The sequence below is a fragment of the Lactobacillus sp. ESL0237 genome (assembly GCF_003692985.1).
Taxonomy (GTDB): domain Bacteria; phylum Bacillota; class Bacilli; order Lactobacillales; family Lactobacillaceae; genus Lactobacillus; species Lactobacillus bombicola.
In genome coordinates, this window is the sequence record NZ_REHE01000009.1 from 98,486 (window position 1) to 123,595 (window position 25,110).

Annotated in this window: 22 protein-coding genes, 6 tRNA genes and 1 riboswitch; of the genes, 8 read left to right on the forward strand and 20 right to left on the reverse strand. The window is 34.4% G+C overall.

Going from position 1 to position 25,110, the window contains the following annotated elements:
• Nucleotides 1-5: 5 nt before the first annotated feature.
• The 5 genes from F5ESL0237_RS05235 to F5ESL0237_RS05255 form a co-directional block, all read right to left on the reverse strand.
• The gene (locus F5ESL0237_RS05235; protein ID WP_122022006.1) at nucleotides 6-335 is read right to left on the reverse strand and encodes a PTS fructose transporter subunit IIB; all 330 of its coding nucleotides are present in this window, start codon (nucleotides 333-335) and stop codon (nucleotides 6-8) included.
• Between the two features lie 16 nt (nucleotides 336-351).
• Nucleotides 352-819 (reverse strand): PTS sugar transporter subunit IIA, encoded by a 468-nt coding sequence (locus F5ESL0237_RS05240; protein ID WP_122022007.1) that lies wholly within the window; start codon nucleotides 817-819, stop codon nucleotides 352-354.
• A 12-nt stretch (nucleotides 820-831) separates the two neighbouring features.
• Complete coding sequence (locus F5ESL0237_RS05245; RefSeq protein WP_122022008.1) at nucleotides 832-1,287, reverse strand: PTS sugar transporter subunit IIA; 456 nt, start codon at nucleotides 1,285-1,287, stop codon at nucleotides 832-834.
• On the reverse strand, nucleotides 1,250-2,740 hold the full coding sequence (locus F5ESL0237_RS05250; protein ID WP_122024838.1) for a PRD domain-containing protein: 1,491 nt from the start codon (nucleotides 2,738-2,740) through the stop codon (nucleotides 1,250-1,252). Before F5ESL0237_RS05250 ends, F5ESL0237_RS05245 begins: the two co-directional genes overlap by 38 nt.
• Nucleotides 2,741-3,017: 277 nt before the next feature.
• The gene (locus F5ESL0237_RS05255; protein WP_199688767.1) at nucleotides 3,018-3,881 is read right to left on the reverse strand and encodes an aldo/keto reductase; all 864 of its coding nucleotides are present in this window, start codon (nucleotides 3,879-3,881) and stop codon (nucleotides 3,018-3,020) included.
• Nucleotides 3,882-4,026: 145 nt separating this feature from the next.
• Between F5ESL0237_RS05255 and F5ESL0237_RS05260 the strand changes: the two genes are divergently transcribed.
• Entirely contained in the window at nucleotides 4,027-4,596 is a 570-nt protein-coding gene (locus tag F5ESL0237_RS05260; protein WP_199688768.1) for a histidine phosphatase family protein, read from the forward strand.
• A gap of 96 nt (nucleotides 4,597-4,692) precedes the next feature.
• On the opposite strand, the gene F5ESL0237_RS05265 is transcribed toward F5ESL0237_RS05260, so the two are convergent.
• A complete protein-coding gene (locus F5ESL0237_RS05265) occupies nucleotides 4,693-6,498 on the reverse strand; it encodes an FAD-binding protein (protein ID WP_122024841.1) in 1,806 nt (601 codons plus the stop codon).
• Nucleotides 6,499-6,616: 118 nt separating this feature from the next.
• Between F5ESL0237_RS05265 and F5ESL0237_RS05270 the strand changes: the two genes are divergently transcribed.
• The gene (locus F5ESL0237_RS05270) at nucleotides 6,617-7,537 is read left to right on the forward strand and encodes a LysR family transcriptional regulator (RefSeq protein ID WP_122022013.1); all 921 of its coding nucleotides are present in this window, start codon (nucleotides 6,617-6,619) and stop codon (nucleotides 7,535-7,537) included.
• 166 nt (nucleotides 7,538-7,703) lie between these two features.
• On the opposite strand, the gene fba is transcribed toward F5ESL0237_RS05270, so the two are convergent.
• The 5 genes from fba to F5ESL0237_RS05295 form a co-directional block, all read right to left on the reverse strand.
• Nucleotides 7,704-8,618 (reverse strand): class II fructose-1,6-bisphosphate aldolase, encoded by a 915-nt coding sequence (gene fba, locus F5ESL0237_RS05275; protein WP_118896372.1) that lies wholly within the window; start codon nucleotides 8,616-8,618, stop codon nucleotides 7,704-7,706.
• A gap of 105 nt (nucleotides 8,619-8,723) precedes the next feature.
• Nucleotides 8,724-10,409, reverse strand: coding sequence for an arginine--tRNA ligase (argS, locus tag F5ESL0237_RS05280; protein ID WP_122024842.1), 1,686 nt, complete (start codon nucleotides 10,407-10,409; stop codon nucleotides 8,724-8,726).
• 250 nt (nucleotides 10,410-10,659) lie between these two features.
• Nucleotides 10,660-11,301, reverse strand: coding sequence for a L,D-transpeptidase (locus tag F5ESL0237_RS05285; protein WP_090092939.1), 642 nt, complete (start codon nucleotides 11,299-11,301; stop codon nucleotides 10,660-10,662).
• 61 nt (nucleotides 11,302-11,362) lie between these two features.
• Complete coding sequence (locus F5ESL0237_RS05290) at nucleotides 11,363-12,205, reverse strand: NAD(P)H-hydrate dehydratase (protein WP_122022016.1); 843 nt, start codon at nucleotides 12,203-12,205, stop codon at nucleotides 11,363-11,365.
• Between the two features lie 5 nt (nucleotides 12,206-12,210).
• A complete protein-coding gene (locus F5ESL0237_RS05295) occupies nucleotides 12,211-13,494 on the reverse strand; it encodes a serine hydrolase (RefSeq protein WP_370448616.1) in 1,284 nt (427 codons plus the stop codon).
• Nucleotides 13,495-13,589: 95 nt separating this feature from the next.
• On the opposite strand from F5ESL0237_RS05295, the gene F5ESL0237_RS05300 reads away from it, so the two are divergent.
• Nucleotides 13,590-13,673: transfer RNA gene (locus F5ESL0237_RS05300), tRNA-Leu, on the forward strand.
• A 119-nt stretch (nucleotides 13,674-13,792) separates the two neighbouring features.
• On the opposite strand, the gene F5ESL0237_RS05305 is transcribed toward F5ESL0237_RS05300, so the two are convergent.
• Together F5ESL0237_RS05305 and leuS are read right to left on the reverse strand one after the other, a co-directional pair.
• Complete coding sequence (locus tag F5ESL0237_RS05305) at nucleotides 13,793-15,436, reverse strand: polysaccharide biosynthesis protein (RefSeq protein ID WP_122022017.1); 1,644 nt, start codon at nucleotides 15,434-15,436, stop codon at nucleotides 13,793-13,795.
• A gap of 98 nt (nucleotides 15,437-15,534) precedes the next feature.
• Nucleotides 15,535-17,949 carry a leucine--tRNA ligase gene (gene leuS / locus F5ESL0237_RS05310; RefSeq protein WP_122022018.1) on the reverse strand — a complete coding sequence of 805 codons (2,415 nt, stop codon included), beginning with the start codon at nucleotides 17,947-17,949 and terminating at the stop codon, nucleotides 15,535-15,537.
• Nucleotides 17,950-18,431: 482 nt separating this feature from the next.
• Between leuS and F5ESL0237_RS05315 the strand changes: the two genes are divergently transcribed.
• Nucleotides 18,432-18,992 carry a phosphatase PAP2 family protein gene (locus F5ESL0237_RS05315; RefSeq protein ID WP_122024852.1) on the forward strand — a complete coding sequence of 187 codons (561 nt, stop codon included), beginning with the start codon at nucleotides 18,432-18,434 and terminating at the stop codon, nucleotides 18,990-18,992.
• A gap of 59 nt (nucleotides 18,993-19,051) precedes the next feature.
• Here the strand turns inward: F5ESL0237_RS05315 and F5ESL0237_RS05320 are convergent, their stop codons facing one another.
• The 7 genes from F5ESL0237_RS05320 to F5ESL0237_RS05350 form a co-directional block, all read right to left on the reverse strand.
• Nucleotides 19,052-20,500 (reverse strand): MDR family MFS transporter, encoded by a 1,449-nt coding sequence (locus F5ESL0237_RS05320; protein WP_122024843.1) that lies wholly within the window; start codon nucleotides 20,498-20,500, stop codon nucleotides 19,052-19,054.
• A gap of 6 nt (nucleotides 20,501-20,506) precedes the next feature.
• Nucleotides 20,507-21,709 carry a methionine adenosyltransferase gene (gene metK, locus F5ESL0237_RS05325; protein ID WP_122024844.1) on the reverse strand — a complete coding sequence of 401 codons (1,203 nt, stop codon included), beginning with the start codon at nucleotides 21,707-21,709 and terminating at the stop codon, nucleotides 20,507-20,509.
• A riboswitch (SMK box riboswitch) is annotated at nucleotides 21,707-21,790 on the reverse strand. Its footprint overlaps the gene before it by 3 nt.
• A gap of 58 nt (nucleotides 21,791-21,848) precedes the next feature.
• Nucleotides 21,849-21,921, reverse strand: a tRNA-Val gene (locus F5ESL0237_RS05330).
• 6 nt (nucleotides 21,922-21,927) lie between these two features.
• A tRNA-Glu gene (locus tag F5ESL0237_RS05335) sits at nucleotides 21,928-21,999 on the reverse strand.
• A gap of 105 nt (nucleotides 22,000-22,104) precedes the next feature.
• Nucleotides 22,105-22,177: transfer RNA gene (locus F5ESL0237_RS05340), tRNA-Val, on the reverse strand.
• A 7-nt stretch (nucleotides 22,178-22,184) separates the two neighbouring features.
• A tRNA-Glu gene (locus F5ESL0237_RS05345) sits at nucleotides 22,185-22,256 on the reverse strand.
• A 150-nt stretch (nucleotides 22,257-22,406) separates the two neighbouring features.
• Nucleotides 22,407-22,479 (reverse strand) — tRNA-Val (locus F5ESL0237_RS05350).
• A 161-nt stretch (nucleotides 22,480-22,640) separates the two neighbouring features.
• Between F5ESL0237_RS05350 and F5ESL0237_RS05355 the strand changes: the two genes are divergently transcribed.
• From F5ESL0237_RS05355 to F5ESL0237_RS05370, 4 genes are all read left to right on the forward strand, one after another.
• A complete protein-coding gene (locus tag F5ESL0237_RS05355; RefSeq protein WP_122022022.1) occupies nucleotides 22,641-22,955 on the forward strand; it encodes a hypothetical protein in 315 nt (104 codons plus the stop codon).
• A gap of 45 nt (nucleotides 22,956-23,000) precedes the next feature.
• Nucleotides 23,001-23,459 (forward strand): hypothetical protein, encoded by a 459-nt coding sequence (locus F5ESL0237_RS05360; RefSeq protein ID WP_122024845.1) that lies wholly within the window; start codon nucleotides 23,001-23,003, stop codon nucleotides 23,457-23,459.
• A 199-nt stretch (nucleotides 23,460-23,658) separates the two neighbouring features.
• Nucleotides 23,659-24,732, forward strand: coding sequence for an SHOCT domain-containing protein (locus tag F5ESL0237_RS05365; RefSeq protein WP_122024846.1), 1,074 nt, complete (start codon nucleotides 23,659-23,661; stop codon nucleotides 24,730-24,732).
• A gap of 124 nt (nucleotides 24,733-24,856) precedes the next feature.
• On the forward strand, nucleotides 24,857-25,110 hold a 254-nt coding region (locus F5ESL0237_RS05370), incomplete at its 3' end, for a DUF4428 domain-containing protein (protein ID WP_199688769.1).

Sequence of the window (25,110 nt, forward strand, 5' to 3'; positions counted from 1 at the left end):
TTGTATCACGCTTTCTGACTTTTCTTTGCATTAACTTCTTTTTCAATTTTTTCAAGCAATTGCTTAGGCGCTTTCACAACTAATGAAGTACCAACTTTAACAGTTGGTAGATTTTTAAAACGTTCATTTCCAGTGATTGCAATATCAACTGCTAACAATGCAACATCCGCTTCAGCAATTTGCTTAGCAGTCAATTCATTTTCAGTACCAATTGTCCCCTGGGTTTCAATATGAATCTCGTATCCAAGTTCCTTTGCAGCTTTCTCTAATTTAGCCTTTGCCAGATAGGTGTGAGCTATTCCTGATGTACAGGCACATACACAAACAATTTTCATAATAAAAATCATCTCCTTATTTATTACATAAAAGTTGAATCACGTTTTCTTTAGTATTGACATGATGGAGTTTATTGATAAACTCATCGTCTGATAACAAAATTGCTATTTGCTGTAAAAGTTTTAAATGCAATGTACTTGCATCTTGATCTCTTACGGCAAAGAGGATCACAGCGGTTACTGGCTGATCATCAAGTGTTTCCCATGGAATTGGATGATTACTCAATCCAATTGCAATTGTTGTGTTTTTAACGGCTAGTGACTTACCGTGTGGAATCGCAACACCTTGACCAATACCTGTTTCTCCTTCTGTTTCACGTTTAAACACATCTTCAATAAAAACTTGTTTATTATCTACATCATTATCTTGTTTTAAAAGTTCGCTAAGTTCATCGATAACTTCTTCTTTTGTAGTGCCAACTAAATTTAGTTTAATTAAGTTAGGGGACACAATTTTAGCGATGTCTACTTTTTCTTCCGACAAAATTTTCACCTCCTATTTTTCTAAAATATTTATTACCTGCTTGGCAGTTTTCGCTTTGCTAATTTGTGAAACGATATCGTCTTCTGCTAATTTGCTAATAACATGACGTATTTTTTTAAAATTATCATCCTGTTGATTAACTTTTTGAGGAATAACTAAACAAATTAAAATTTTCACTTTTGAGTCATCAAGGCAGTCCCAATCTGCAATGCATTTGTCTGATGTAAAAACATATAACCAAGGTGAAAAATTTTCTTTTAAAATTATATGTGGAAGTGCTAATCCTTGAACTAAAGCAGTATTATTAACTTTCTCTCTACTTTCTAAACTAGCAAGTACTTCATCTGAATCGATTTTCATAATTTTAGCAATAGAAGTGGCTATTTCCTGAAATGTACTTTTTTGATTAGTTATACTGTCATCCTTGCCTTTAAATAGATCTTTTTTTGCTTTGGATTTTTCTAACAACGTTTTTCACCTTTTGCTCATCTTTTTCTGTAAAAAATGCACTTACTAATTCAATGGGAATTTCCCCATGATAATTGATAGGAACAGTACTAATTAATAAATCAACAGTTGGTTGCTTTTTTAAAATTGTTTTAACATCAAAATTTGAAGCTAATCCAATAATTTCAATATCTGGAATACTATTCTTTATTTTGGTTGAAATAATACCAGAAGTACCAATTCCAGTTGTACAAATTACATAGGTCTTAATTTTCGTATTTGATTTATTTTTCTCTTCATAATATTTTGCAAAGTATAGACAGATAAAGCCAATTTCATCATCTGAAATTTTGGGTAAAACAAACTTGCGACTTACTTTTATTGCCGCCATTTTAGTTGCTGCAAAAACTTTAGGGTACTCTAACTTGATATCATTTATTAGGGCATTAGGTAGCAAAACTTTCATTTTCAGTCTACTAATCATCGCTAGAACGTGATCTTTTATCTCGTCTTTAATTGATAATTCAAAACTACAATTTAAGTTTTGCGAAACTTCTTGTATAAAAAAGTCGGTTAATTCTTCTGCTAAATCACAATCATCCAAAACAATTCCATCAAATGAATTAAATCTAGATGTTAGCAAGTATTTAAACAAGTAATAGACTTCCGAGTCTAAATCAGTTCCTGTAACTCCTAAATATTTTTTGATGTTATCAATAATAGTTTTACAAATACTAAAAATTTCAGGATTATTTTTTATTTCTTCTTGCAGGTTGTTTTCTGAGATTATTGACTTATCAACAGATTTATACTTACTAGCTCTAGTTAGTAAAATGTAAATATGAGCAAAAAAATTAATATTATATGGGTATGGTAAAGATCCATTTAAAACACGTAATGCCATTTCAACTTGACTTAATGCAAAATTAAAGTCTTTCTGATAAGGTCGAGATGTATTTTTACGCAAAGTTTCAATATCAGTTAGATTATTAATGTGCAAAACCAACTCGATTAGAGCATTTCTGATATCTTTTTCATTTCCAACTATTTGAATTGATCGCTGCTTACGTTTAAGTTTTAAATTCCATTTTTGGATCTTTTTGCTTATCTGCTTTTCATCATTCCATAAAACTGATTCACTTACATATAAACTATTCACCAAGTCATAAATTTTTACTTCATTTGGTGATGCAAATAGCAACTTGGTTAGCATATTTTCCTGTCTTAAATGTGTTGATGAATCGTGATGAAAATTTTGGTTCGCATAATCTAAGTAATTGGAATAATTTAGCTCATAGCCTCGCCCCCTCTGGGAAATAATAATTGGTTTGGGAAACTTTTCATTTAAACTATTGATATGACGTGCAATTGTTTTCTTAGAAACACTTAGCCCACTTGATAGTTCATCGGAAGTTATGAACCGATTATGAACCTTAAGATAATCAATAATTTGTTGACTAATTTCTTTTTGCACTTTTCATCCCTCCCGATACCTATATTTTGCTTTTTATATAAACGAGTAATTAATCAAAAAGTGTCCGTAGTAACTTCTTGCAATGGACATTTATTTAAATTAAGTAGCATAAAAAGCTTTAATTTCATGCTATTTGCGCCCTAATAAAAAAATTTATTGTAATAATCGCTCAACTATTTGGAACAAAAAATAGCCGCATATCCATTTTAATGAATATGCGGCTAAGTTAAATTTGTTATATAAATATGTAATGTAACACTAGAAATATTTCATGTTCTTACAGCTTGCCACCAAAGACCGGAAAATGACTAGCTGAACCGTAATCTAATCCGCTAAGTTGTGCCAAGGATTCCATATCCTCGTCAGTAATTGTAAAATCAATTTCGGCATTTTGCTTAATGTGTTCTAACTGCGCAGCTTTTGGCAATACTACTGTATCAAGCTGCCAATCATATCTAATACACAATTGTGCAACCGAAACATGATATTTTTGCGCCATCTTTACAATTATAGGATTATTTAAAGCCGCTCCATGAGCAACTGGAGAAAAAGACTCAACTATTATGCTATTATTTTGCGAAAAATCAATTAAATCTTTTGGCGTTGCTCCAATATGACACAAAATTTGGTTTACCATCGGTTTAGTGTCACTGTTATCAATTAAGTTTTGTAAATCTTTTTCCTCAAAACTAGAAACACCAATTGCCCGAAGTTTTCCAGCTTTAACAGCATCCTCTAAGGCTCCCCAAGTTTCAAGGTTTCCTTGAAAATGCCGATCCGTTGATTGATTAACTTCTACCCATGGTTGAGGATTATGAATAATCATCATGTCAAGATAATCTAAACCCAGCTTTAGTAAAGTATCATCAATTGATTTTTTGGCTTCAGCATAATTTTTAATTTCGGCTGCTACTTTAGAATTAATAAAAATTTCTTCACGCTTAATTCCAGAATTTTTGACACCTTTCCCAACTCCAGCTTCATTACCATAAGCCTGAGCAGTATCAATGTGACGATAACCCATTTGAATTGCCATTTTAACTACATCTGTGACTTGTTGATTAGATATTTGCCAAGTTCCTAAAGCTAGCTTAGGAATTTTAACACCATTATTTAAAGTTAAGTTTTCATTTAATATCATAATTTTCCCTCCATTATCTTAGTTTAACCCTTCAATTCAACTTTAAGTCAAGTAAAATTAATCACTTTCATGTTAAAGAACATTGCTTATTTTGCTATTCTTTCGCTACAATAAAGTTTAAACTTAAATAAAAGAGGTATTAATTATGAAATCAATTTATTTAGTCCGCCATGGTCAAACCTTGTTTAATGTTCAGCATAAAATTCAAGGATTTTGTGACTCTCCACTGACAGAACTTGGTATTAAACAGGCCAAAGCTACTAAAAAAGAATATTTTGAAAAACTAAATATACCACTAAATGAAGCCCACTGTTCTACTTCTGAAAGAGCAGTTGATACATTGAAACTAATTACTAATTTGCCATTTAAAGTGCATAAAGATTTACGTGAATGGAATTTTGGTACTTATGAGGGGGAAGGTGAACACCTTAACCCACCGCTGCCATATAATGACTTTTTCGTACAATTTGGTGGTGAATCACAAAAACAATTAACCGAGCGCATCAATCAAGCTATTACAACTATTGTCACAACTTCTACCAAAAAACATATTCTAATCGTTTCTCACGGCGCGGCGATTGCGAATTTTTATAAAAAATGGGCTGCATATAATTCCTTTGAACGTAAAGATCGGATCAAAAATTGTTCCGTTCTTAAATATAATTTTAGTAATGGGGTTTTTCACTTCCAAGAAATATTTAATCCGGATTGTTAATTATAAAAACAGCACTAAGCTATAAGATAGCTTAGTGCTGTTTCACTTATTATTTAACATTCATTTCAATAAAGTTCCTCATTGATGGTCGCTAGGCTATTTTATCTTATTTAAAGCATCATTGACTGCATCTTTTAATCCACGACTTGAACTCGATGCTCCTGATACTGTATCAACATCTACTTTATTTTGCCTTATCATCTCAGCTGGCATCGTCTTAATGGCCTTTAAGCCATAGTCATCAGATTCTGCCTGCTTTAAAACTTCAATATTTTTTAAATTTTTCTCTTCATCCACTGTTACACGAACAACTATTTCGTCACCCATCCCTCGACTAGATCTACCTATGTATTGATTCTTAGTGGTCGGATAATCTTCTTGTTTGAGATCTGAAGTTAGACATACCTCATGTTCTGAAGTACCAGTAGCAATATCCACAGAAGCGTCTCCTTCTTTTCTTTGAGCAGCTTCTTCACCAGCAATTTTACCCCAAATCAAACACTCAGCTAGGTTACCTCCACCTTGATATTGATTTGCGCATAGTCCTCCTAATTCACCTGCTGAATACAAGTGAGGAATTGGTTTCCCTTCTGTATCTAAAACTTCAGCTTTAGTGTTTCTTCTTGGTCCACCTTGAGTATTAAGCACTGTTTGTTCCAAACCAATAGCATAAATCTTTTTACCAGTTAGTGCACAAATCGTTGTCGGATCACGTCGAAATTCTGGATCATTTTGTTCTTTCGCTGATTGATTAAATCGTTTTAACGTATCGCTAAGAATTTCAGGATCAACATCAATTTTTTCAGCTAATTGCTCTATTGAATCTGCAGAAATCACATTTTGAGTATATATCTTGTATTCACCAATAATTTCATCAGCATCAAGTTCTTTCTTTTTTGTTTCATCAAAAATAAGATACGGATGTTCTTGATTTAAGGGCACTTTCCATTGACCATGGTTTTTAATATGTCCATGTCTATTTTCTTCAGCTTCATTGAAATATCGTGTACCGTCATCACCAACAACTAATGCGCTTCCTGTTGAAACAACTTTATTTTGCTGACCAAGGAGTAAACGAGCACGCTCACCTTTTGGCACTGCAAAAGCCATACCATGAAGTAATCCAAGTGCTTCGAAATTATTCATATGCCAAAAATCAGCCCCAACTTCTTGTGACATACGAATACCGTCACCCTTATTATAAAGTGTACCCAATGGTGCTAGATTTTTAGCCCCTAAGTAATCTTCTACCATTTGTTGATTATTTTCGAAACCACCCGTAGCCAGAACAACACCATTTTTTGCTCTGACACAAAGTAACTTCCCATTACGCTTGATAGCAACACCAGTAATTTGATGGCTTTCGTTATCCTGGACTAACTTTTCAGCAGGTGTATTATACAAAACGTCGATTTGATCTTGACGTTTAATTACTTGATCTTTTAAAACTTGCCACAAAGATGCATCAAAATAGCTTTTACGAACAGTTGTGTAGTCATATGATTCAGAGCCCTTTAATTCAGGGTATTCTCGATAAGAGTCACTTAGTTCAGGTGCATATTCTTTTGCACTGCATGGTTTTGTTTCTAAGTATTTAGCAACAAAATTGGGCATATCAATCATTCCCTTAACAAAAGTATCAATCATATCTTCGTCAAGAGACATTGGTGCCGTTAAATTTTGGTAATATTTTTTAGTACTAGCAAAATCGCTTCCTGTACCAATTAATTGAGCTGAATAACGTGTGTTACCACCCTCATGTCCTTCTGGCGCACTATCTACTAAAAGAACCTTTGCACCATTATCTGCAGCAAATCTGGCGGCAACAGCACCAGCACCACCAAAACCTAATACAACGACATCATAAGTTGCATCCCATTTAACTTTTTTTGTATTAATCATAAAATTTCTCCATTTATTAATTAATCTTGCCTACATTTTCATTTAACACTATAATTTAATGTATGTTAAATGCTTAGTTATTAAAATTAATATTACTAAATAGGAATAGGCGCTAAATATGAATAATCGATTACTACTGTTTTTAGAAACCATTGAAACTAGTAATTCTATTTCTGAAGCTGCACAAAAGCTATATTTGACACAGCCATACATTAGTCGCGTTATAAAAAAATATGAACAAAAATATAATGTTATTTTAATTGATAGAAATTCATATCCAATACAAATAACTCCTGCTGGTCATCTTTTAATTAAACACTTGCGTAAAAGTTTACAATTAGAAAGACAATTTGAAGTAGAAGTTCACCAATTCCAAAATAAGCATTTTTCTACTTTACGAATGGGTATTACCCCTCCTTTAGGTCAAAACTTCAACTTAACAATACTACCTAAATTATTAAAAAAATTTCCCGCTTTAAACACCGAAACTATTGAAATAGGCACGATAGAAGCAAAAAAAGCATTTCAGGACTATCAACTAGATTTATTTGTTGGCAATATTATTCATCTTCCTAATACTGAATGTGAACAAATATATACCGATAAACAGGTCTTGGTTTTAAGCAAAAACTCCCATTTATATCATCCTCATAAAAAAGAAATTCAAGTAAGTCCACAAGAATTGCAACAACTTAATCACGAAAATTTTATTGTAGTTGATAGTCAGCAAGGCTATCAAGAAATTGTTGATAATTATTTTTATGAAATGGGAATTAGTTTTTACCCTAAAATTCATGTTCGAGATTCCATCACTGCTCTCAAGCTTGCTGGAAAAGGACTTGGCAATATGTCAACTTGTTTAGAAGCTGTTCAAAATACTTGCTACAGCAATATTAACTACATTAAATTACCTTCTGATAAAGTTAAAATTGACTTTTCTATTACTACCGCTAAAACTAACAAAAGTCTATCACTTGAAATAACCTACGTTAAAAACATATTGAAGAAATTATTCATATCAAATATTCTTGTATATTGATGTTAATTTTAAATAACTATTTAACGCAAGGATATCTGAAAAGGTATTAATTCTGAAGAAAAATATGATGAAATTTTTGTACTACTATTTACACCATTAGATATAAAAAAGGCCAACTCCTTAATCGAGTTAGCCTTTTTTATATATTTTATAAACTAAATAGCAATTATTCTAAGTTTAATGAACTCTTATCAAAAGCAACAGACTTGATTTGGTCATCGATTGATGGGGTACCAAGCCAAGTAATCATTTCCTTCATTGAGTTAGTGATTGCTTCAGTACCAGGAAGAAGAAGCTTACGTGGGTCATAACCCTTGTTAGCCTTATCTTCATCCTTATGAGCTTCAAAGTACTTACGAGTTGCTTCTTGGAAGGCTAATTGGAATTCAGTGTTGATGTTAACCTTTGAAATACCAAGTGAAATAGCCTTCTTAACTTGTTCTTCAGGAATACCTGAACCACCGTGTAATACAAGAGGAACTGAAACTGCATCAGCAATTTCCTTTAACCGATCAAAGTTTAATCCCTTCCAATCACTTGGGTAAACACCATGAATGTTACCGATACCACAAGCAAGCTTGTCAACACCAGCAGCTACAAAGGCTTTAGCGTCTTCAACAGATGCAAGTTCTCCACCTTCTGAACCTTGATTTTCACCAATTTTACCAATTTCAGCTTCAACTGAAATTCCACGTTCATGTGCTAATTTAACAATTTCCTTAGTCTTGGCTAAGTTTTCTTCAGTTGGTAAAGCATGACCATCAAACATAACAGATGAATAGCCAAGAGCAATACATTCTTTAGCTGCTTCAAAGTCACCGTGATCCAAGTTCAAAACAACTGGTACAGAGATTCCCATTGCGTCAATTGAATCTTCAACAATATCCTTAGCTATCTTGTAGCCACCCATATACTTAGCTGCACCCATTGAAACTTGAATTAATACTGGAGTTCTAGTTTCTTCAGCCGCTTGTAAAATTGCACGTGTCCATTCTAAGTTGTTAGTGTTGTATGCACCAACTGCATAGTGGTTCTTACGAGCATCTTTAAAAATTTGGTTACCATTATCTAAATATGCCATTGATAATTTCCTCCTATAAAACTTACAGTTTCATTGTACCGTAATAATTAATTGTTGAACAAGCTTTTAATCAATGTAAGCGTTATTTTTTGAAAATGATTAGTTTTACATTTCTTTAGGAGCATTAACACCTAATAATCTAAGTGCTTCTGTTAAAACAATTGATGTTGCCTGAACTAAAGCTAGACGGGCACTAATTTGCTGATTATCAGTTAAGATTTTTACATTGGCATAGTATTTATTGAATTTTTTGGCTAAATCTAACGAATATTTAGCAATGATTGATGGCTCAAATTTGTCACAACTACGGACAATTATTCTTGGAAAATCAGCTAAAGCTTTTGCTACGGCAAAAGACCAATCATCATTAAGAGCAATATTATTCAGATTTGGCTTTTGCCCTAATTTTGCTGCTTTGCGCAAAACACTTTGGGCACGAGCATTTGTATATTGAACATATGGACCAGTATCTCCTTCAAAACGGACAACTTCTTCTAAATCAAAGTCAAAATTTTCTGTCCGCTCATTTTTTAAATCATGAAAGACAACTGCGCCAACACCAACATCATGAGCAACCTGTTCTTTATGTGCTAAGTCGGGATTTTTTTGCTCAATTTGTTTACCAGCCAAGCTAACAGCATCCTGTAATACTTGATCAAGAAAAATTACGTTACCTTTTCTTGTAGATAATTTCTTGCCATTCTGAGTAATTAAACCAAACGGCACATGGTATATCTCATCTGCCCAGTCATAACCCATCTTTTTCAAAACAGTCTTTAATTCTACAAAGTGATGTGATTGTTCATTACCAACTACATAAATCATCTTTACAAAATGATAAGTATTCATTCGGTATATTGCAGCAGCTAAATCACGTGTTAAGTAAATACTAGTACCATCAGATTTAACAATCATGGCTGGATTTTCATCTTTACCCATATCAACAACTTGGGCACCTTGAGACTCATGCAAAAGTTTCTTTTGCTTCAATTCATCAATTACTGGTTGCATTTTATCATTGAAAAATGCTTCCCCTTTATATGAATCAAAGGTTACACCTAATTCTTGATATATCCGTTTAAAATCAGCCAAAGAAACTTCACGGAACCATTGCCATAGTTCAACTGCTTCTTGATCTCCTGCCTCAAGTTTTTTAAACCATGATCTGCCTTCATCATCAAGTTCTGGATTCCTTTCCGCTTCTTCATGGAATTTAACATAGTATTTAAACAGACTCATAATCGGATCTTTTTTAACGTCTTCTTCGACACCCCAGTGTTTATATGCCGAAATCAATTTACCAAATTGAGTACCATAATCACCTAAGTGATTAATTTTAATTGGATTATAACCAACCTTTTTTAAAGTTTCAGCAATTGAATTACCGATCACAGTTGACCGCAAATGACCCATTGACATTGGCTTGGCAATATTAGGGCTAGACATGTCAATAGGTACATTACCTTCACCTAATTTTTGATCACCGTAGTGCTCTTTTTGCGCCAAGACTTCCTGCAAAGTTTGTGTAATTAATTTTTCGTGATTAATTGCAAAATTGACATAAGGGCCAACTGCTTGAATAGTTGAAAAGTCTGCACTTTTGAGATTTGCAGCAATTGATGTGGCAATTTCAACTGGATTTTTGTGTACTATTTTAGCTAAGGCAAAAGCTGGAAAAGCATAGTCACCCATTTTTTCATTTTTCGGTCTTTCAATTAATTGATTAATTTTCTCTTTTGGTAGATCGACTTGACTTGCAACTAGGTCAACTACCTTACTTTTAAAATCCATTTTTACCTCCAAAATAATAAAAAAATCTCTTCCTTCTTTACAAAGGAAGAGACGAGATTTTACCCGCGGTACCACTCTAATTGATACAAAGTATCCGCTTTAACTTTTTTGTTTTATCAGTTAGACACGCCTTCATACACTAATCTAGTTCGTCTTACACCAACGCGAACTCGCTAAATAGATTAGATGCTTACTACTTCTAACAGCTTCAAAGTGATTATAGCAGGAAAATTTATCTAAGCCAATACTTTTAATTATTTTTGATAATTACTTTCGTACCATAAGGAATATTTTTCATTAACCAATTTGAATCAGAAACACTTAATCGAATGCAACCATGAGAACCTGCCTTAATTCCCAATTTTCTTGCTTCTGTTATATTATATCGACCATTACTTTTTGTCGGTACGGAATGAAAAAGATACTCATCTTTTTCATCCCAGCTAGTCCAATTATTGGCTCCTTCATTTAATTCAGGGTTATAAAATGAGGTGCCACGATTATAGTTAATCTTAAAATTACCAGTAGGAGTTAGCGATTTGCCATTTTTATAAATACCACTACTTGCCAACATTGTATATACTCGCTGACCATCTCGCAAAATATATACTCGATTGCCCTTAAGCGAAACTCTAATTGTTAAATCATTTTCTAATCGCTTAATATTAGGATATCGCTTCATTTCACTTGACTTACGCCAATTATAGGGCCGACGCAAATCTTCAGGGTCTTTATAGGGGCGATAAGAAGCGGCTGTCTTTTTTTTAATTATTGTTTGATGCCTTTGATTTACTTCATTTGCAGTAGGAGGCATAGAAATTCGCGCTAAACTGATAATACCAATTAATATAATCAAACAAATTGTAAGCGGTTTTAAAATATTATTTTTCATTCTGCGTAAACCTCTACTAATTATAATAAACTTTATTCCAGATAATTATTATTTATGTACTCTAATTAGCGTATTTTTTCATTAATTCAGGTAGCAATGCACTAATCCTTGTCGGACGAACTATATAATTGTTACTTGCAAGTTCATCACCTGCTAAAGAATGTAAATAAACTGCTGCTAAGACTGTGTCAATATTTGACCCAAACTGGGCAACAAAACCACCAATTATTCCAGTTAAAGTATCGCCCATTCCACCTACAGCCATTCCAGGGTTCCCGAGTGGATTAAGATAAACATTACCTTTAGCATCATAAATCTTGGTATGATTACTTTTTAAAACCAGAATAGCATTTTCACGAGGAAAAAGAGTCTGTAACGCAGTCAAGTTAGCTTGATCAGCTTGAAACGGAATATGAATTTGACTAAGGCGCTGCCATTCCATTTGATGCGGCGTAAGTACCACTGTGCCTGCACTACTTGGAACTAAGCTATGATCTTGCGCTAGCAAATCTAAAGCACTAGCATCCAAAATTAGAGTTTGTGTTTTAGCAATCGTTTCTTTAATCATAATTAAAATGTTTTGAGCAAACAAACTATTACCCAGACCAGGTCCACATACAATAACATCCATTTTTTTGATTATTTCAGCTAAATTGCGCTGGCGCCAGTCGACATACATTACTTCAGGAAGTCGAGCATGTAAAGCAGCAGCATTGAGCGAATGGGTTACCACGGTTACTAGACCTGCGCCACTATTTAATGCACCTTCTGCTGACATAATGATTGCTCCGCCATAATTTTCATTACCGCCAATAAGTAATATCCGACCAAAATTACCCTTATGTGTATTACTGGAACGTTTTTTAATTACTCTGGTCAGCATTTCTTGTGAAATTTCTATCACTTAAATTATCCCCCAAAAAGCCAACGCCAAAATCTAACTAAAAAGTTAACTCGATCAGTCGCTTCCAAAGCTTTAGCAGGTATTTTTAGACCATTAGGATTGGTCAAAGAAATTAATTTCTCGGGTCCAGCTTCAAAACTATATTCACTGACAACCTGATTTTCTTTCACTGGTGCCTCTACAGCAGTTTGCGTCAAATTCACTTTTAATTTTTGATCGATCGGTACCCAAACTTCACTAGCCTTTTTAATTCCTATGCTAATTTGCTTAGCTTTACCGGAGTTGACTTGTATACCAGTTCTACCCATAATTACTTCATTTTTCCTAAAAATAACCGGATGATAATGCTTGAATATATATTCAAATAACTTACTCGTTTCTTCAAAGCGTGAAGGATCTGTCCCATTAATATGACGTGCTCCCATGACTACTGTTATCAATCTAACTCCCTTATGCTTTGCCGTAGCTATAAAACAAGCACCTGCAGCATCAGTTGTTCCTGTCTTTAAGCCATCAACATTTATTTTTGAATGATATTGCGGCAAAGTTTTCAGCATCCAATTAAAATTAGTCATTGGAGTCTTAAAATTTTGATCAATAAAATTTAATCGCGGCAATTTGGTTGTCTTAATTACAAATGGGTAGTCATTAATCAAATGATGTCCAACAATCGCCATATCCTTGGCTGACATAGTATTTTCAGCATTCTTTGTTGCTTGCGGATAAGCATCTGAACCAACACTTTTATTTGGTAACCCACAAGTTGTATAAATCTGAGCATCTGTTATGCCCCATTTTTGTAGTTGCTCACGCATCATTTTGACAAAAATAACTTGTGAACCGCTGATTGCTTGGGCTAACATCATTGCTGCTCCATTTGCAGATTCAATTAAAGTTGCTTGATAAAGTTGCTTGATAGTATATGAATGACCATAACGTAGCGGTACATTAGAAAAATCACGATTATTTGAAATTGATACAATTTGATGCGTGGGTTGAACAGTAGTTGTCCAAGTGATTTTCTTTTCTTCAATTGCTTTTAGGGTCAAATAAACGGTTACTAATTTTGTCATAGAAGCGATTGGTAAAGGCTGATTAATATTTTGTCCGTATAATAATTGACCGGTTTTGCTATCAATTGCTATCGCCGATTTAACTTTTAAGTTTAACTGATTGTTGCAATAATTATTCGGTAGTTCTTGAGCGATAACTACTTGAGTGGGTACCATTAATCCCCAAACGATTACAAGTACTCCAATTATTTTTTTAATTTTATGCTTCAAAATAATAATCTCCTTTCAAAGCAAAATTTCAATTTATTTCCGTTTTATGCTTACATTTTACCAAATTTTTGGTATTATTATTACTAGATTAAAAATATTAGGCCCCGATGGCGGAATTGGCAGACGCGCAGCGTTCAGGTCGCTGTTTAGGTAACTAAGTGAAAGTTCGAATCTTTTTCGGGGCATATAGATTCCAGGTAAAAGTTAAGTGGTTTTTAACTTTTTTATTGCCTAAAAAGATGGCAAGCCAATTAATATTGATAACTATAAATAAAAATCGTTGAGTAATAAAACTCAACGATTTTTATGCTTTAATATGTAATTTTTGCAGTATTAGCACGATCTTATCGCCCAAAATTCTCTGAGCTAAATTCGATTTAATTGCTGCTATGCTGTAAACTACTGCACCAATAACTACAGAAACTAGAACAATTACAACTGCCTGCCAACGATTAGAAACTTGTAAGAACAGCCCTAATCCTTTTTCAGTTATTAAAACCGCTATAAACATCATTATCGAAAAAACAGTAATACCAATAAAACGTCTACTTGTGCGATTTTGGTTAAAGTCGAATGTAACGCGCAAATGCCTAAGAGCAAAAAAGATAATAGTAAGCATCCCCAAATTAGTTGCAATCAAAGGACCATAAATTTTAAATAAATAAATCATTGGATATTGCACAACTAATTTGATAATCAATCCTAAGACTAAATACTTAATAGCTAACGAATTTTCTGAAAGTCCCTGTAAAATAGCCATTAATACAGTAAATAGCCCTAGCGTAATTGCTGTAAAGGATGACAGATACAACACATTCGATCCCAACTGATCAAAGCCATAAAAAATTGTATAAATAGGTGTTGAAATAGCAGCCATCCCAAAAGCAGCTGGTATCATAATAAACAAGAACAAATCAAGTGTGTTGCTTACTTGCTCAGAAATATTTTTGATATCTTTTTTAGCTTTTGCTGCTGACAAAAGTGGAATTGCTGTTACCGCCATAGCACTGGCTAAGGATACAATAATCATAATTAACTTATTAGCATTAAGTGCAAATAACGCATACCAAGTTTCAATTGTATTATCACTGGCTTGCACCAAACTGGCAATCATTGGATGAAAAGTATACTGGTCAACCAAATAAAATAACTGAATTCCAGCATCAATAATAATAAAGGGGATGGCTTGAGCAATTATTTCTTTAAACAGTGATAATGTAGAAACTTGAATTTGCTTATTTGAGTTTTCAACTAAATAATTGACTTCTTTGCGTCTTGACAGTAAAAACCAAACTAAAATTGCAATACCAAAAATAGCGCCTATTGCAGCTGCCAAGTTGGATTGAACAACTGCACTAACAAAATCCCCATGTTGCACTTGCATGATTATATATGCCGTTAAAAGCATCCAGATTACACGAGCCAATTGTTCGATAAATTGTGACATGGCTGAAGGCATCATATCAGCATATCCTTGAAAATATCCCCGCATAATACTTAACACAGGAATAACTAAAATTGCATAAGACAAGCTACGCATTACTGCAACTTGTCTAGGATCACTACGTGATCCATTTGAAGCTAAAAAGGGGGAGGCAAAATACATAATGCCTGCCGAAATTATTCCCATAATAACCATTAAAATTAATCCACGACGAAATAATTTTCGACCTACTCCATATTCATTTAATGCGTTATATTTTGCTACCTGTTTAGCAACAGCGCCAGGAATACCAGCAGTTGAAATCAAAATAAAAATACTATAAATATTGTAGCTTCTAGCTGTTAATGCATTAGCAATATTACCATACTGCCCCATCCAACTGAACCACGGAATAATGTAAAGCGCACCTAAAATACGTGAAGTAATAGAGCCAAAAGTCATCCATGCACTTCCCTTAATAAAGGTGTCTTGCGTGTTGGGTTTGGTTAAATTATTTTCTTTCATTAATGTTTCCTAAATCTAATGTACTAATAACTATCTTATTTTGAATCAACAGTTATAATTAACAACAACTATGATAACTACTTTAGGAAAAATTAACTTTATTTAGCTACAATATTGACAATTTTGTTGGGTACAACGATTATTTTTTTCACGTCTTTACCGTCCAAAAACTTTTGAACATGTGGTAAAGCCAATGCTTCTTTTTCTACTTCAGCTTTAGGGCTATCTTTTGCCACCTTGAAATTGCCCCGCAATTTACCATTTACCTGAACCATAATTTCAACATTAGTTTCAATTAACTTTGCAGGATCATAAGTTGGCCATTTAGCAAATGTGATAGATTCTTCATGACCCAAAATTTGCCAAATTTCTTCCATCATATGAGGAGCAATTGGCGCAACTAATGTAATAAAGCCTTCAGCATATTCCCGTGGGATTGTTTGCACCTTCTGCGCCTCATTCACAAAAACCATTAATTGAGAAATTGCCGTATTAAAGTGCAGGGCATCAAAATCTTCAGTAACTTTTTTAACCGTTTCATTATAAACTCTGTCTAGTGCACCATCATTATCTGCTACAATATTTTCCTTTGGAATTGCTTCAAGATCAAGATCGTTAACAAATAAACGCCAAATCCGGTCTAAAAACTTCTTAGTTGAAGCGGGACCATTATCATCCCAATCAATTGAAGCATCTAGTGGTCCCATAAACATCTCATACATTCTAAGACTATCTGCACCATATTCTTCAATCACTTCATCTGGATTGACAACATTTCCCTTCGACTTAGACATTTTTTCATGATCTTTTAAAATTAAGCCTTGATTATAAAGCCGCTTAAATGGCTCTTCCTCTGGTACAACTCCCAAATCATATAAAACCATGTTCCAAAATCTTGCATAAAGCAAGTGGCGAACGGCATGTTCAGCCCCACCAATATATAAATCAGTCGGCATCCACTTTTTAAGCAATTCATAATCGGCTAATTTTTGATCATTGTGAGGATCAATATAACGCAAGAAATACCAGGAAGAACCTGCCCAATTAGGCATGGTATTAGTTTCACGCTTACCTTTACGCCCATTTTTATCTACCACATTAACCCAATCAGTTAAATTAACTAAGGGGCTCTCTGGTGTTCCAGAAGGTTTAATGTCAGTTGCATGGGGCAAGACAAGTGGTAGCTCATTTTCAGGAACTAAACTAGTTTCACCATCTTCCCAATGGATAACTGGAATCGGCTCGCCCCAATAGCGCTGACGCCCAAATTCCCAATCACGTAACTTATAATTGACCTTTTGTTGACCAACATGGTGTTCTTCCAACCAAGCCAGCATTTTTTCCTTAGCATCGGCAATGTTTAATCCATCTAAAAATTCAGAATCAAAATGGACCCCATCAGCTGTGTATGCTTCTTGATTAACATTTCCACCTTTAATAACCGCTTTAATTGGTAATTTGAATTTTTGCGCAAATTCATAATCCCGCGTATCGTGGGCAGGTACTGCCATGACAGCTCCCGTACCATAACTTGCTAAAACATAATCGGCAATCCAAATTGGAATCGGTTGATCATTTACCGGATTAATTGCATAAGCGCCAGTAAAAACACCGGTTTTATTTTTATTAAGATCGGTTCTCTCTAAATCAGACTTTGATTCAATTTCTTTTAAATAGTCCGCTACATCTTCTTGATGCGCTGAAGTCGTAATCTGTTTAACTAGTTTGTTTTCCGGTGCTAAAACCACGTAAGTAGCACCAAATAAAGTGTCAGGTCTAGTAGTAAATACATTAAAGGTGGCAGCTGAATTTTGCACCTTAAAGGTAATTTGTGCACCTACCGAACGGCCAATCCAATTACGTTGCATTTCTTTAATATTTTCTGGCCAGTCAAGATCATCTAGTCCGGCTAAAAGACGATCAGCGTATTTAGTAATGCGTAACATCCATTGCTTCATATTGCGTCGATAAATTGGAAAGCCACCACGTTCAGTTTTACCATCAACAATATCCTCATTGGCAACTACTGTCCCTAAATCTGGCGACCAATTGACTGGAACTTCAGCTTCATAAGCCAAACCATTTTTATACATTTGCTCAAAAGTCCACTGTGTCCATTTATAATATTTTGGATCACTAGTAGAAACTTCACGATCCCAATCATACGAAAAACCTAATTTATTTAGCTGACGCTTAAAATTAGCAATATTTTCCTTAGTCACAATTGCAGGATCTTGACCAGTTTGCAAAGCGTATTGTTCAGTGGGCAACCCAAAAGCATCCCAACCCATTGGGTGAAGAACGTTATAACCTTGACTCCGTTTCATCCTTGAAATAATATCAGTAGCAGTATAGCCCTCAGGATGCCCAACATGTAAACCCTTGCCAGATGGAAACGGGAACATATCTAAAGCATAATAATTTTTGCGTTTTGGATCTGCTCCTGTTTTAAAAGTATGATTTTTAGCCCAATACTTTTGCCACTTTTTTTCAACAACCTTATGATTATACATAATTTACCTCATAAAAAAAATCCTATGAAACATCATAGGACGAATAATCGCGGTACCACCTAAGTTTCACGCTTCTAGCGTGACCCCTCATTGCTCCTTAACGCGGATAGCATACGTTAGGTATTACTCAGGCTAAGTTCACTATCTATTCTGCAAGTCTTACACCACCCGACTCTTCTCTGTAGCAAAACAAAATAGTTACTAGTTCCCAATCCTTTGCTTAATTAATGATTATAATTTACCACATTTACTAAAAAAAGCAAAGAACTAAAAATTTCTATTAATTATCAGCTTTCGCTATTTGATTTTTGGTGTTACCAATCGCAGGTCATGACCTACTTTATTTTTTAATGAATAATGATTATAATTTAACAGAAATGTAAAAAAATAAAAGGAGAAAGTTATTGATTACTGACAATCATTCAAAAAAAGATACAATCATACCGGCTACTATTTTTTTAATTTTATATTCGGTTTGGGCAATGCTCGTTGCATCTGGAACCCAGTTTATCCATCATTTCGATCAGAATATTATTGCCATCATTTGTAATAATAATCCTGCCAATATCAAATTTGCTACAACATTTACAGTTATAGGAAATACAAGTGTTATAACATTTATAACAATTATCATTTGCTTAATTTTATTTATTTTTAAAAAATACGCTTATATGTATTTTACTGCTGGCACAATGATTGCCGCAAATGGCTACAACTGGATTAGTAAGCATGCAATTGCACGTCCTCGTCCTTCTGTGCACCATCTAGTTGAAGCGCATGGTTATAGTTTCCCATCTGGTCACTCAGTTGGTAGTGCCACCCTCTTTGGAATTCTAATTGTTTTAACACTTTTATTAGTAAAAAATAAAGCCGTAAAAACTATTCTCTGTATCGTTTGGCTTTGCTTTCCGCTTTTAATCGGTTACACTAGAATATTTAATCATGTGCACTATCCTTCTGACGTACTAGGCGGATTTTTAGAAGGAATTACTTTTGTCCTAATAGGATATTCTTTTTTATATCATTATCATTTAGAAAATTAAAAAGGCGTCAACCAGTTAATGGTTAACGTCTTTTTTGTTATTCTATTTTACTTTATCAATTAATGTTGTTGCTTTTTATAAATAAAATTGAAAATAATTGATAGACCAATTGCTACTAAAGAAATAAAATAAACACCCTTTAAGCTATTAAAGAGAACTTGTCTTAACTGCGGAATAAGATTAGGTGCTAATTCTTTTGCTTTTTCAGCAGAGACAATTTTATTCATCATTGCTTGAGTCAATTCTGGTTTCTTAGCTATCTGACTAGTAACTACCGTATTAAAAGTAATTCCATATATCGATACTAACATTGTCTGACCTAGATAGCGCATTAAGGTATTAAAAGATGTAGCAACTCCAACATTTTTTGGCTCAACTAAAACCTGCGACCGTACTTGTGCAGCCGTGATAATTGAACCAAAACCAAAGCCATTCATAGTAGCAATTACACAAAAGAGCCAAAATGGTGTTTGCAAAGGTAGCAAAAGTAATAATACATCAGCAACTAAAAGTAGTGCTAACATTCCAAATAAGGTTCTCCGTATACCCCAGCGACTCAATATTGCACCAATTACAAATGAACCCACTACCCACATTACCGAACTAGGAGTGACAGCAAAACCAGCCACAGTTGCTGAAGTACCGTTAATCCCCTGCATCCAAGTTGGAATATAAAATTCAAAACCAATAACAACACCAGAAATTAGTAATGTTATCATATTTATGGCTTGAAACTCGCGATCTTTTAAAATCGATAGCGGCATAATAGGATCAGTGGCATGCTTTTCTACTATATAAAAGGCAATCGTACTTATAATAACAAAGGCGATTAGCAAGCCAACAAAAATGGGATTTAACGAACTCAATTCTTGCAGGGTAAACATTAATGCCAAAAGCATCGTAACTAACCAAAATGTGCCCTGAATATCCAATTTATTTCTCTGTTTTTCTCTTGCTTCGTGCAAGAAGATCACTACCAATACAAAGGCAACAAAGCCAATTGGAACATTGATATAAAATACCCAGTGCCATGACAATTTTTGTACAATAAATCCACCCAAAAGTGGTGCAATTACTGAAGCTACACCCCAAAAACCAGAGTTAAGTCCCAGCATCTTGGCCCGCTTATCAATGCTATATAAATCAGCGATAATGGTCATAGCAACTGGTTGAACTGCACCTGAACCTAATCCTTGGATAACGCGGAATAAAATCAATTCAATCATATTATTTGCTTGACCACATAGAGCAGAACCAATAACAAATAAGGCTATTCCAAACAAAAAAATAGGTTTACGACCAATGCTATCTGCTAGTTTTCCATATAGAGGAGTTGATACAGCAGTCATAAAGAGAAAGATAGAAACCACCCAATTCATGATTTCTAAACCATTAAGATCAGAAACTATTGTGGGCATTGCCGTTGAAACTATCGTCCCTTCAATAGCAGTCATAAAAGTGGTCATAAAAATGGCAAGTGTAATTATAGGTACATTCGTTTTTTTCAAAATAATCTATCCTTTATTTTTTTTAATATAATTCAATATATCTTGAACTTTATCTGTTTTCTCCCAAGGTAAATCAATATCGGTACGACCAAAATGACCATAAGCAGCCGTCTGCTCATATATGGGCCGACGCAAATCAAGCATTTTAATAATTCCTGCTGGCCGTAAATCAAAAACGTGCCGTACAGCTTCAGTTAATAATTCATCACTTACTTTACCAGTTCCAGCAGTGTCAATCATAATTGATACTGGATTAGCCACACCAATTGCATAAGCAAGCTGCACTTCGCAGCGATAAGCCAAACCCGCTGCTACAATATTTTTTGCAACATAACGAGCAGCATAACTAGCACTACGATCAACTTTAGTTGCATCCTTACCTGAAAAGGCGCCTCCACCATGACGTGCATAGCCACCATATGTGTCAACGATGATTTTTCGTCCAGTTAGTCCAGAGTCACCTTTAGGACCTCCAATTACAAAACGACCAGATGGGTTAATCAAGAAGGTAGTTTGATTATCAAGATACCTAGCAGGAATAACTTTTTTAATCACTAGGTTAATCATTGCCTGTTGAATTTCTTCATTCGAAACTTCAGCATCTGTTTGCGTTGAAATAACAACAGTATCAACGCGTTTAGGCTTATTGTTTTCATCATATTCAACTGTGACTTGAGCTTTAGCATCTGGCTCTAGCCAAGTTAAAGTATTATCCTTACGTAGCTTAGCTACTTGTTGCATTAATTTATGGGCTAAGGAAATCGGCAATGGCATTAATTCAGGAGTCTCTTTGACGGCAAAGCCAAACATTAAGCCTTGATCTCCTGCCCCAATTTGATCTAAGCCATCAGCACTAGCCTTATTTTCACGAGTTTCTAGCGAGTGATCTACGCCTTCAGCAATATCTGCTGATTGCTCATCAATATCTAACAATACAGCACAGTTATTGCCGTCAAAACCCAATTCAGGCTTATCATAACCTATTCTTAAAACAGTCTTTCGAACAACTTTTTGAATATCAACGTATGCACTAGTTGATATTTCGCCAAATACATAAACAATACCGGTGTTCACAATGGTTTCACAAGCCACATGGGCATCAGGATCTTGGGCAATAATCGCATCTAAAATTGCATCTGAAATTTGATCAGCAACTTTATCAGGATGACCTTCAGAAACTGATTCTGAAGTAAATAAACGTTTTTCCATAATAGTCCCCCTATAGATTTAAATAGCTCTTCGGTTACAAGGCATCTCCAACATTGGATCCTTTCAGGACTTGAACCGATATAATAAATTCGTTCTTGCTACAAAAAAAGACTACCGCAGATTCGGTAGTCTAGAACGATGGAGGATACAGGGCTCGAACCTGTGACCTCCTGCTTGTAAGGCAGATGCTCTCCCAGCTGAGCTAATCCTCCAAAGTGTGACCCGTACGGGATTTGAACCCATGTTACCGCCGTGAAAGGGCGATGTCTTAACCACTTGACCAACGGGTCAGATGCTGAATCCGAGTAAATTCAACTATTAGCTTAGAAGCTAAAATTAAAAATACGCGCACCCAATTATATTATTCCATAAATAACGCTAATTACCGTTATTTATGGAGGATACAGGGCTCGAACCTGTGACCTCCTGCTTGTAAGGCAGATGCTCTCCCAGCTGAGCTAATCCTCCAAAAAGGTGACCCGTACGGGATTTGAACCCATGTTACCGCCGTGAAAGGGCGATGTCTTAACCACTTGACCAACGGGTCGTGTTCTGAATCAAAAGCACATTCAATAGTATACTAGATAAGAAACAAAATGCAAGAGTAAAACTTAAAAAACTTATTAATTTAACTAATAATTGCAAAAGCAATTCTTTACATAAAAAAAGATGTATTCCTACATCCCTATAATTATAATGGAGGATACAGGGCTCGAACCTGTGACCTCCTGCTTGTAAGGCAGATGCTCTCCCAGCTGAGCTAATCCTCCAGTTATTAATAATTGCTACTCTTAAAACTTTAGCATAAGATTTATTTTTTGTCTAGAATTTTTTATTTTCAGAGGGCATATTCATTTTTTAAAAAATATGAGAAAATTATTGCTTAGGAAAACAATTTTGCATTGTCATATCTACTTATAAGGAGGATTAAATGCTCTATTTCTTGAAAAATACTTTTACTAGTATCACTTTTTATCAATTTTTTCTTGCTCTCTTACTCATTATTATTCTTTTTCATTGGCGCCAGCAAGCCTTAAGTCTACTTAAAAGAACCTTTTACCTTGGTAACACTTTTAAACAGCACTATCATTTCTTACAGTCAGCTTGGTTTTGGCTGGGAATTGGCTTTATCTTATCCACATTGTTTTTCAGTTTAGGCCTAAATTTAACAAACAATGATGTTACAGCAATTGCAACTATTGTAATTAATTCACTTACAGCACTAGGAACACTGGCAGCTGTTTAGACAAACCTTTATCTTTACCATAAAGACTCCCAAAAGAAAGTAGCAGTGAATGTTGTCAGTACTTATAGTGCTCAAGCACGCGATAAAAACGCTGATATTAATTTTGAGGCCTATGCAATTAATCTTTCCAAATTCACTTTAAGATTAAAGTTTGCTGGTTTCATACTTTCCAATGGTTATGGTAACTATGATGTAAAAGGTGGCAGCGAGCATGCAGAATTGGTTAAAAACGGCGGTCAGACTAAAATTTATTTTGTGCATAATCATAGTATCCAGCAAATTTTGAAAAAAATACAAGTTCAGCGTTTAGCTAACTATTCAACTGAACAATGTCAAGGGCTTAATCAAGATCAATTCAAGTTAATTGCTGTTTTTCATGAAGAAGACAGTACTGAGCAAAACTACTCTTTTACAACAAATATTGATTTGACTACAGCTGCGTTTTGGCAAGAAATTAAACATTCCGCTAGCTCAAAGCAAAGGCGGCAACAAAAACTTAGATAAATATAGTTACATTTACTTTATAATATTTATGCTTTTGCAGTTCCTAGAAATGTTAATTATATTTTGGAAACATATATCGATGCCTTAAGGCAAAACCGATATAATTTTTGATATTAATGTAAGCGCTATAATAAAAACAAATGTAATTTTATAAAAAATAAGATAATACCTACTTAATTATTAATAAGGAGAATTAATCATGGCAAAAAAGAAATGTGGTATTTGCGGTAAAGAGTTGGGCTTTTGGGACAGTAAGTATACCGTAAAAGATGGCACTATTTGTGGTGATTGTATTCACACAGCTGACTTTTTTAATGGTGTTAATCAAACACGTATAAATAAGTTCATAGACACGCAAACTATTGCAGAAATTAAAGATTTGATAGATAATCCAGAAAAACTAGAGGAAATTAAACAGAAAGTCGCTCCTGCAAAACATTATCATCTTCCCTCTATAGCAAAGTGTTCATTTTGTGGGAAGGATATTTATCATGGTGATGCCCCCCTAAAGTTTAAAAATTCAGAATATCTTTGTAGAAATTGTATGGCTAAATTTAAATTTACCATGTCAAGTGTTAGAGCTCATACTTGGGCTTCTAACCATACAATTGATGACTTCAAAAAATATCTTGACCAAGGAAAAAATTTCAGTGACATCTATTCACAAATAGGTCAACAGCTACAGCAAGATGAAGCGAAAGAAGAACAAAGAAAGCGAGAAATTGCTGCTTTCAAAAAGAAATCTGTTCGCTATTCACATTATTACTTCAATCGAACTGAAAGAAAAATTTATATTGGCAAGACATTTTTAGATCCTGATAGATTTGTTGATGCTAGTGAAATTGTTTCATATCAAGTTAACGAAAAAGGACATGATAAAAATAAACATCATGTCTTCACTCGTGCAGCTGTCGGTGCCATTATTGCTGGACCAGCTGGTGCAGTTATTGCCGGCACTACTGGTGGCAAGATAAACGAATACATCGATCATCTTGGCTTAATCATTAATCTATCTGACGGTAGCAGTTTTGAAGTTAAATTTCTAACTCTTGAAAGTAAAGCAAACAGTTTCTATGCTAAAAGCGCATATTCAGAATTAAACCATGTCATTGCAATTCTAGATGGCTGGAAAGCCACGGAAAAAGTTGTCGAAGATACCAAGGATAACACTGATGCCCCAGCAGAAATACGCAGATATAAACAACTACTAGATGATGGCATCATTACCCAAGAAGAATTCGAGACAAAGAAGAAGCAACTGCTAGGACTTTAACCGTAGGATCATATAAATAACCCCCACATACGTGGGGAACACTCTAATAATATTATAAACTACGTAATCAAAATTCTTACTCAAGAAAAATTTGAACCAAAGAAAAAAAGAAAAGGAGTTAATCATGGCAAAAAAGAAATGCGGTATTTGCGGTAAAGAGTTGGGCTTTTGGGATAACAAGATGTCTGTAAAAGATGGTGTTATTTGTTATGATTGTTTTTACAAAGGTAATTTTTATGGTGGTGCTAATGGAAGACGAATAAATAAATTTATAGATACTCAAACTGTCACTGAAATGAAAGAATTAATTGATAATCCTGAAAAATTACAAGCTGTTAAAAGAAAAGTTGCCCCCGCTAATCATCATCACCGTAAACC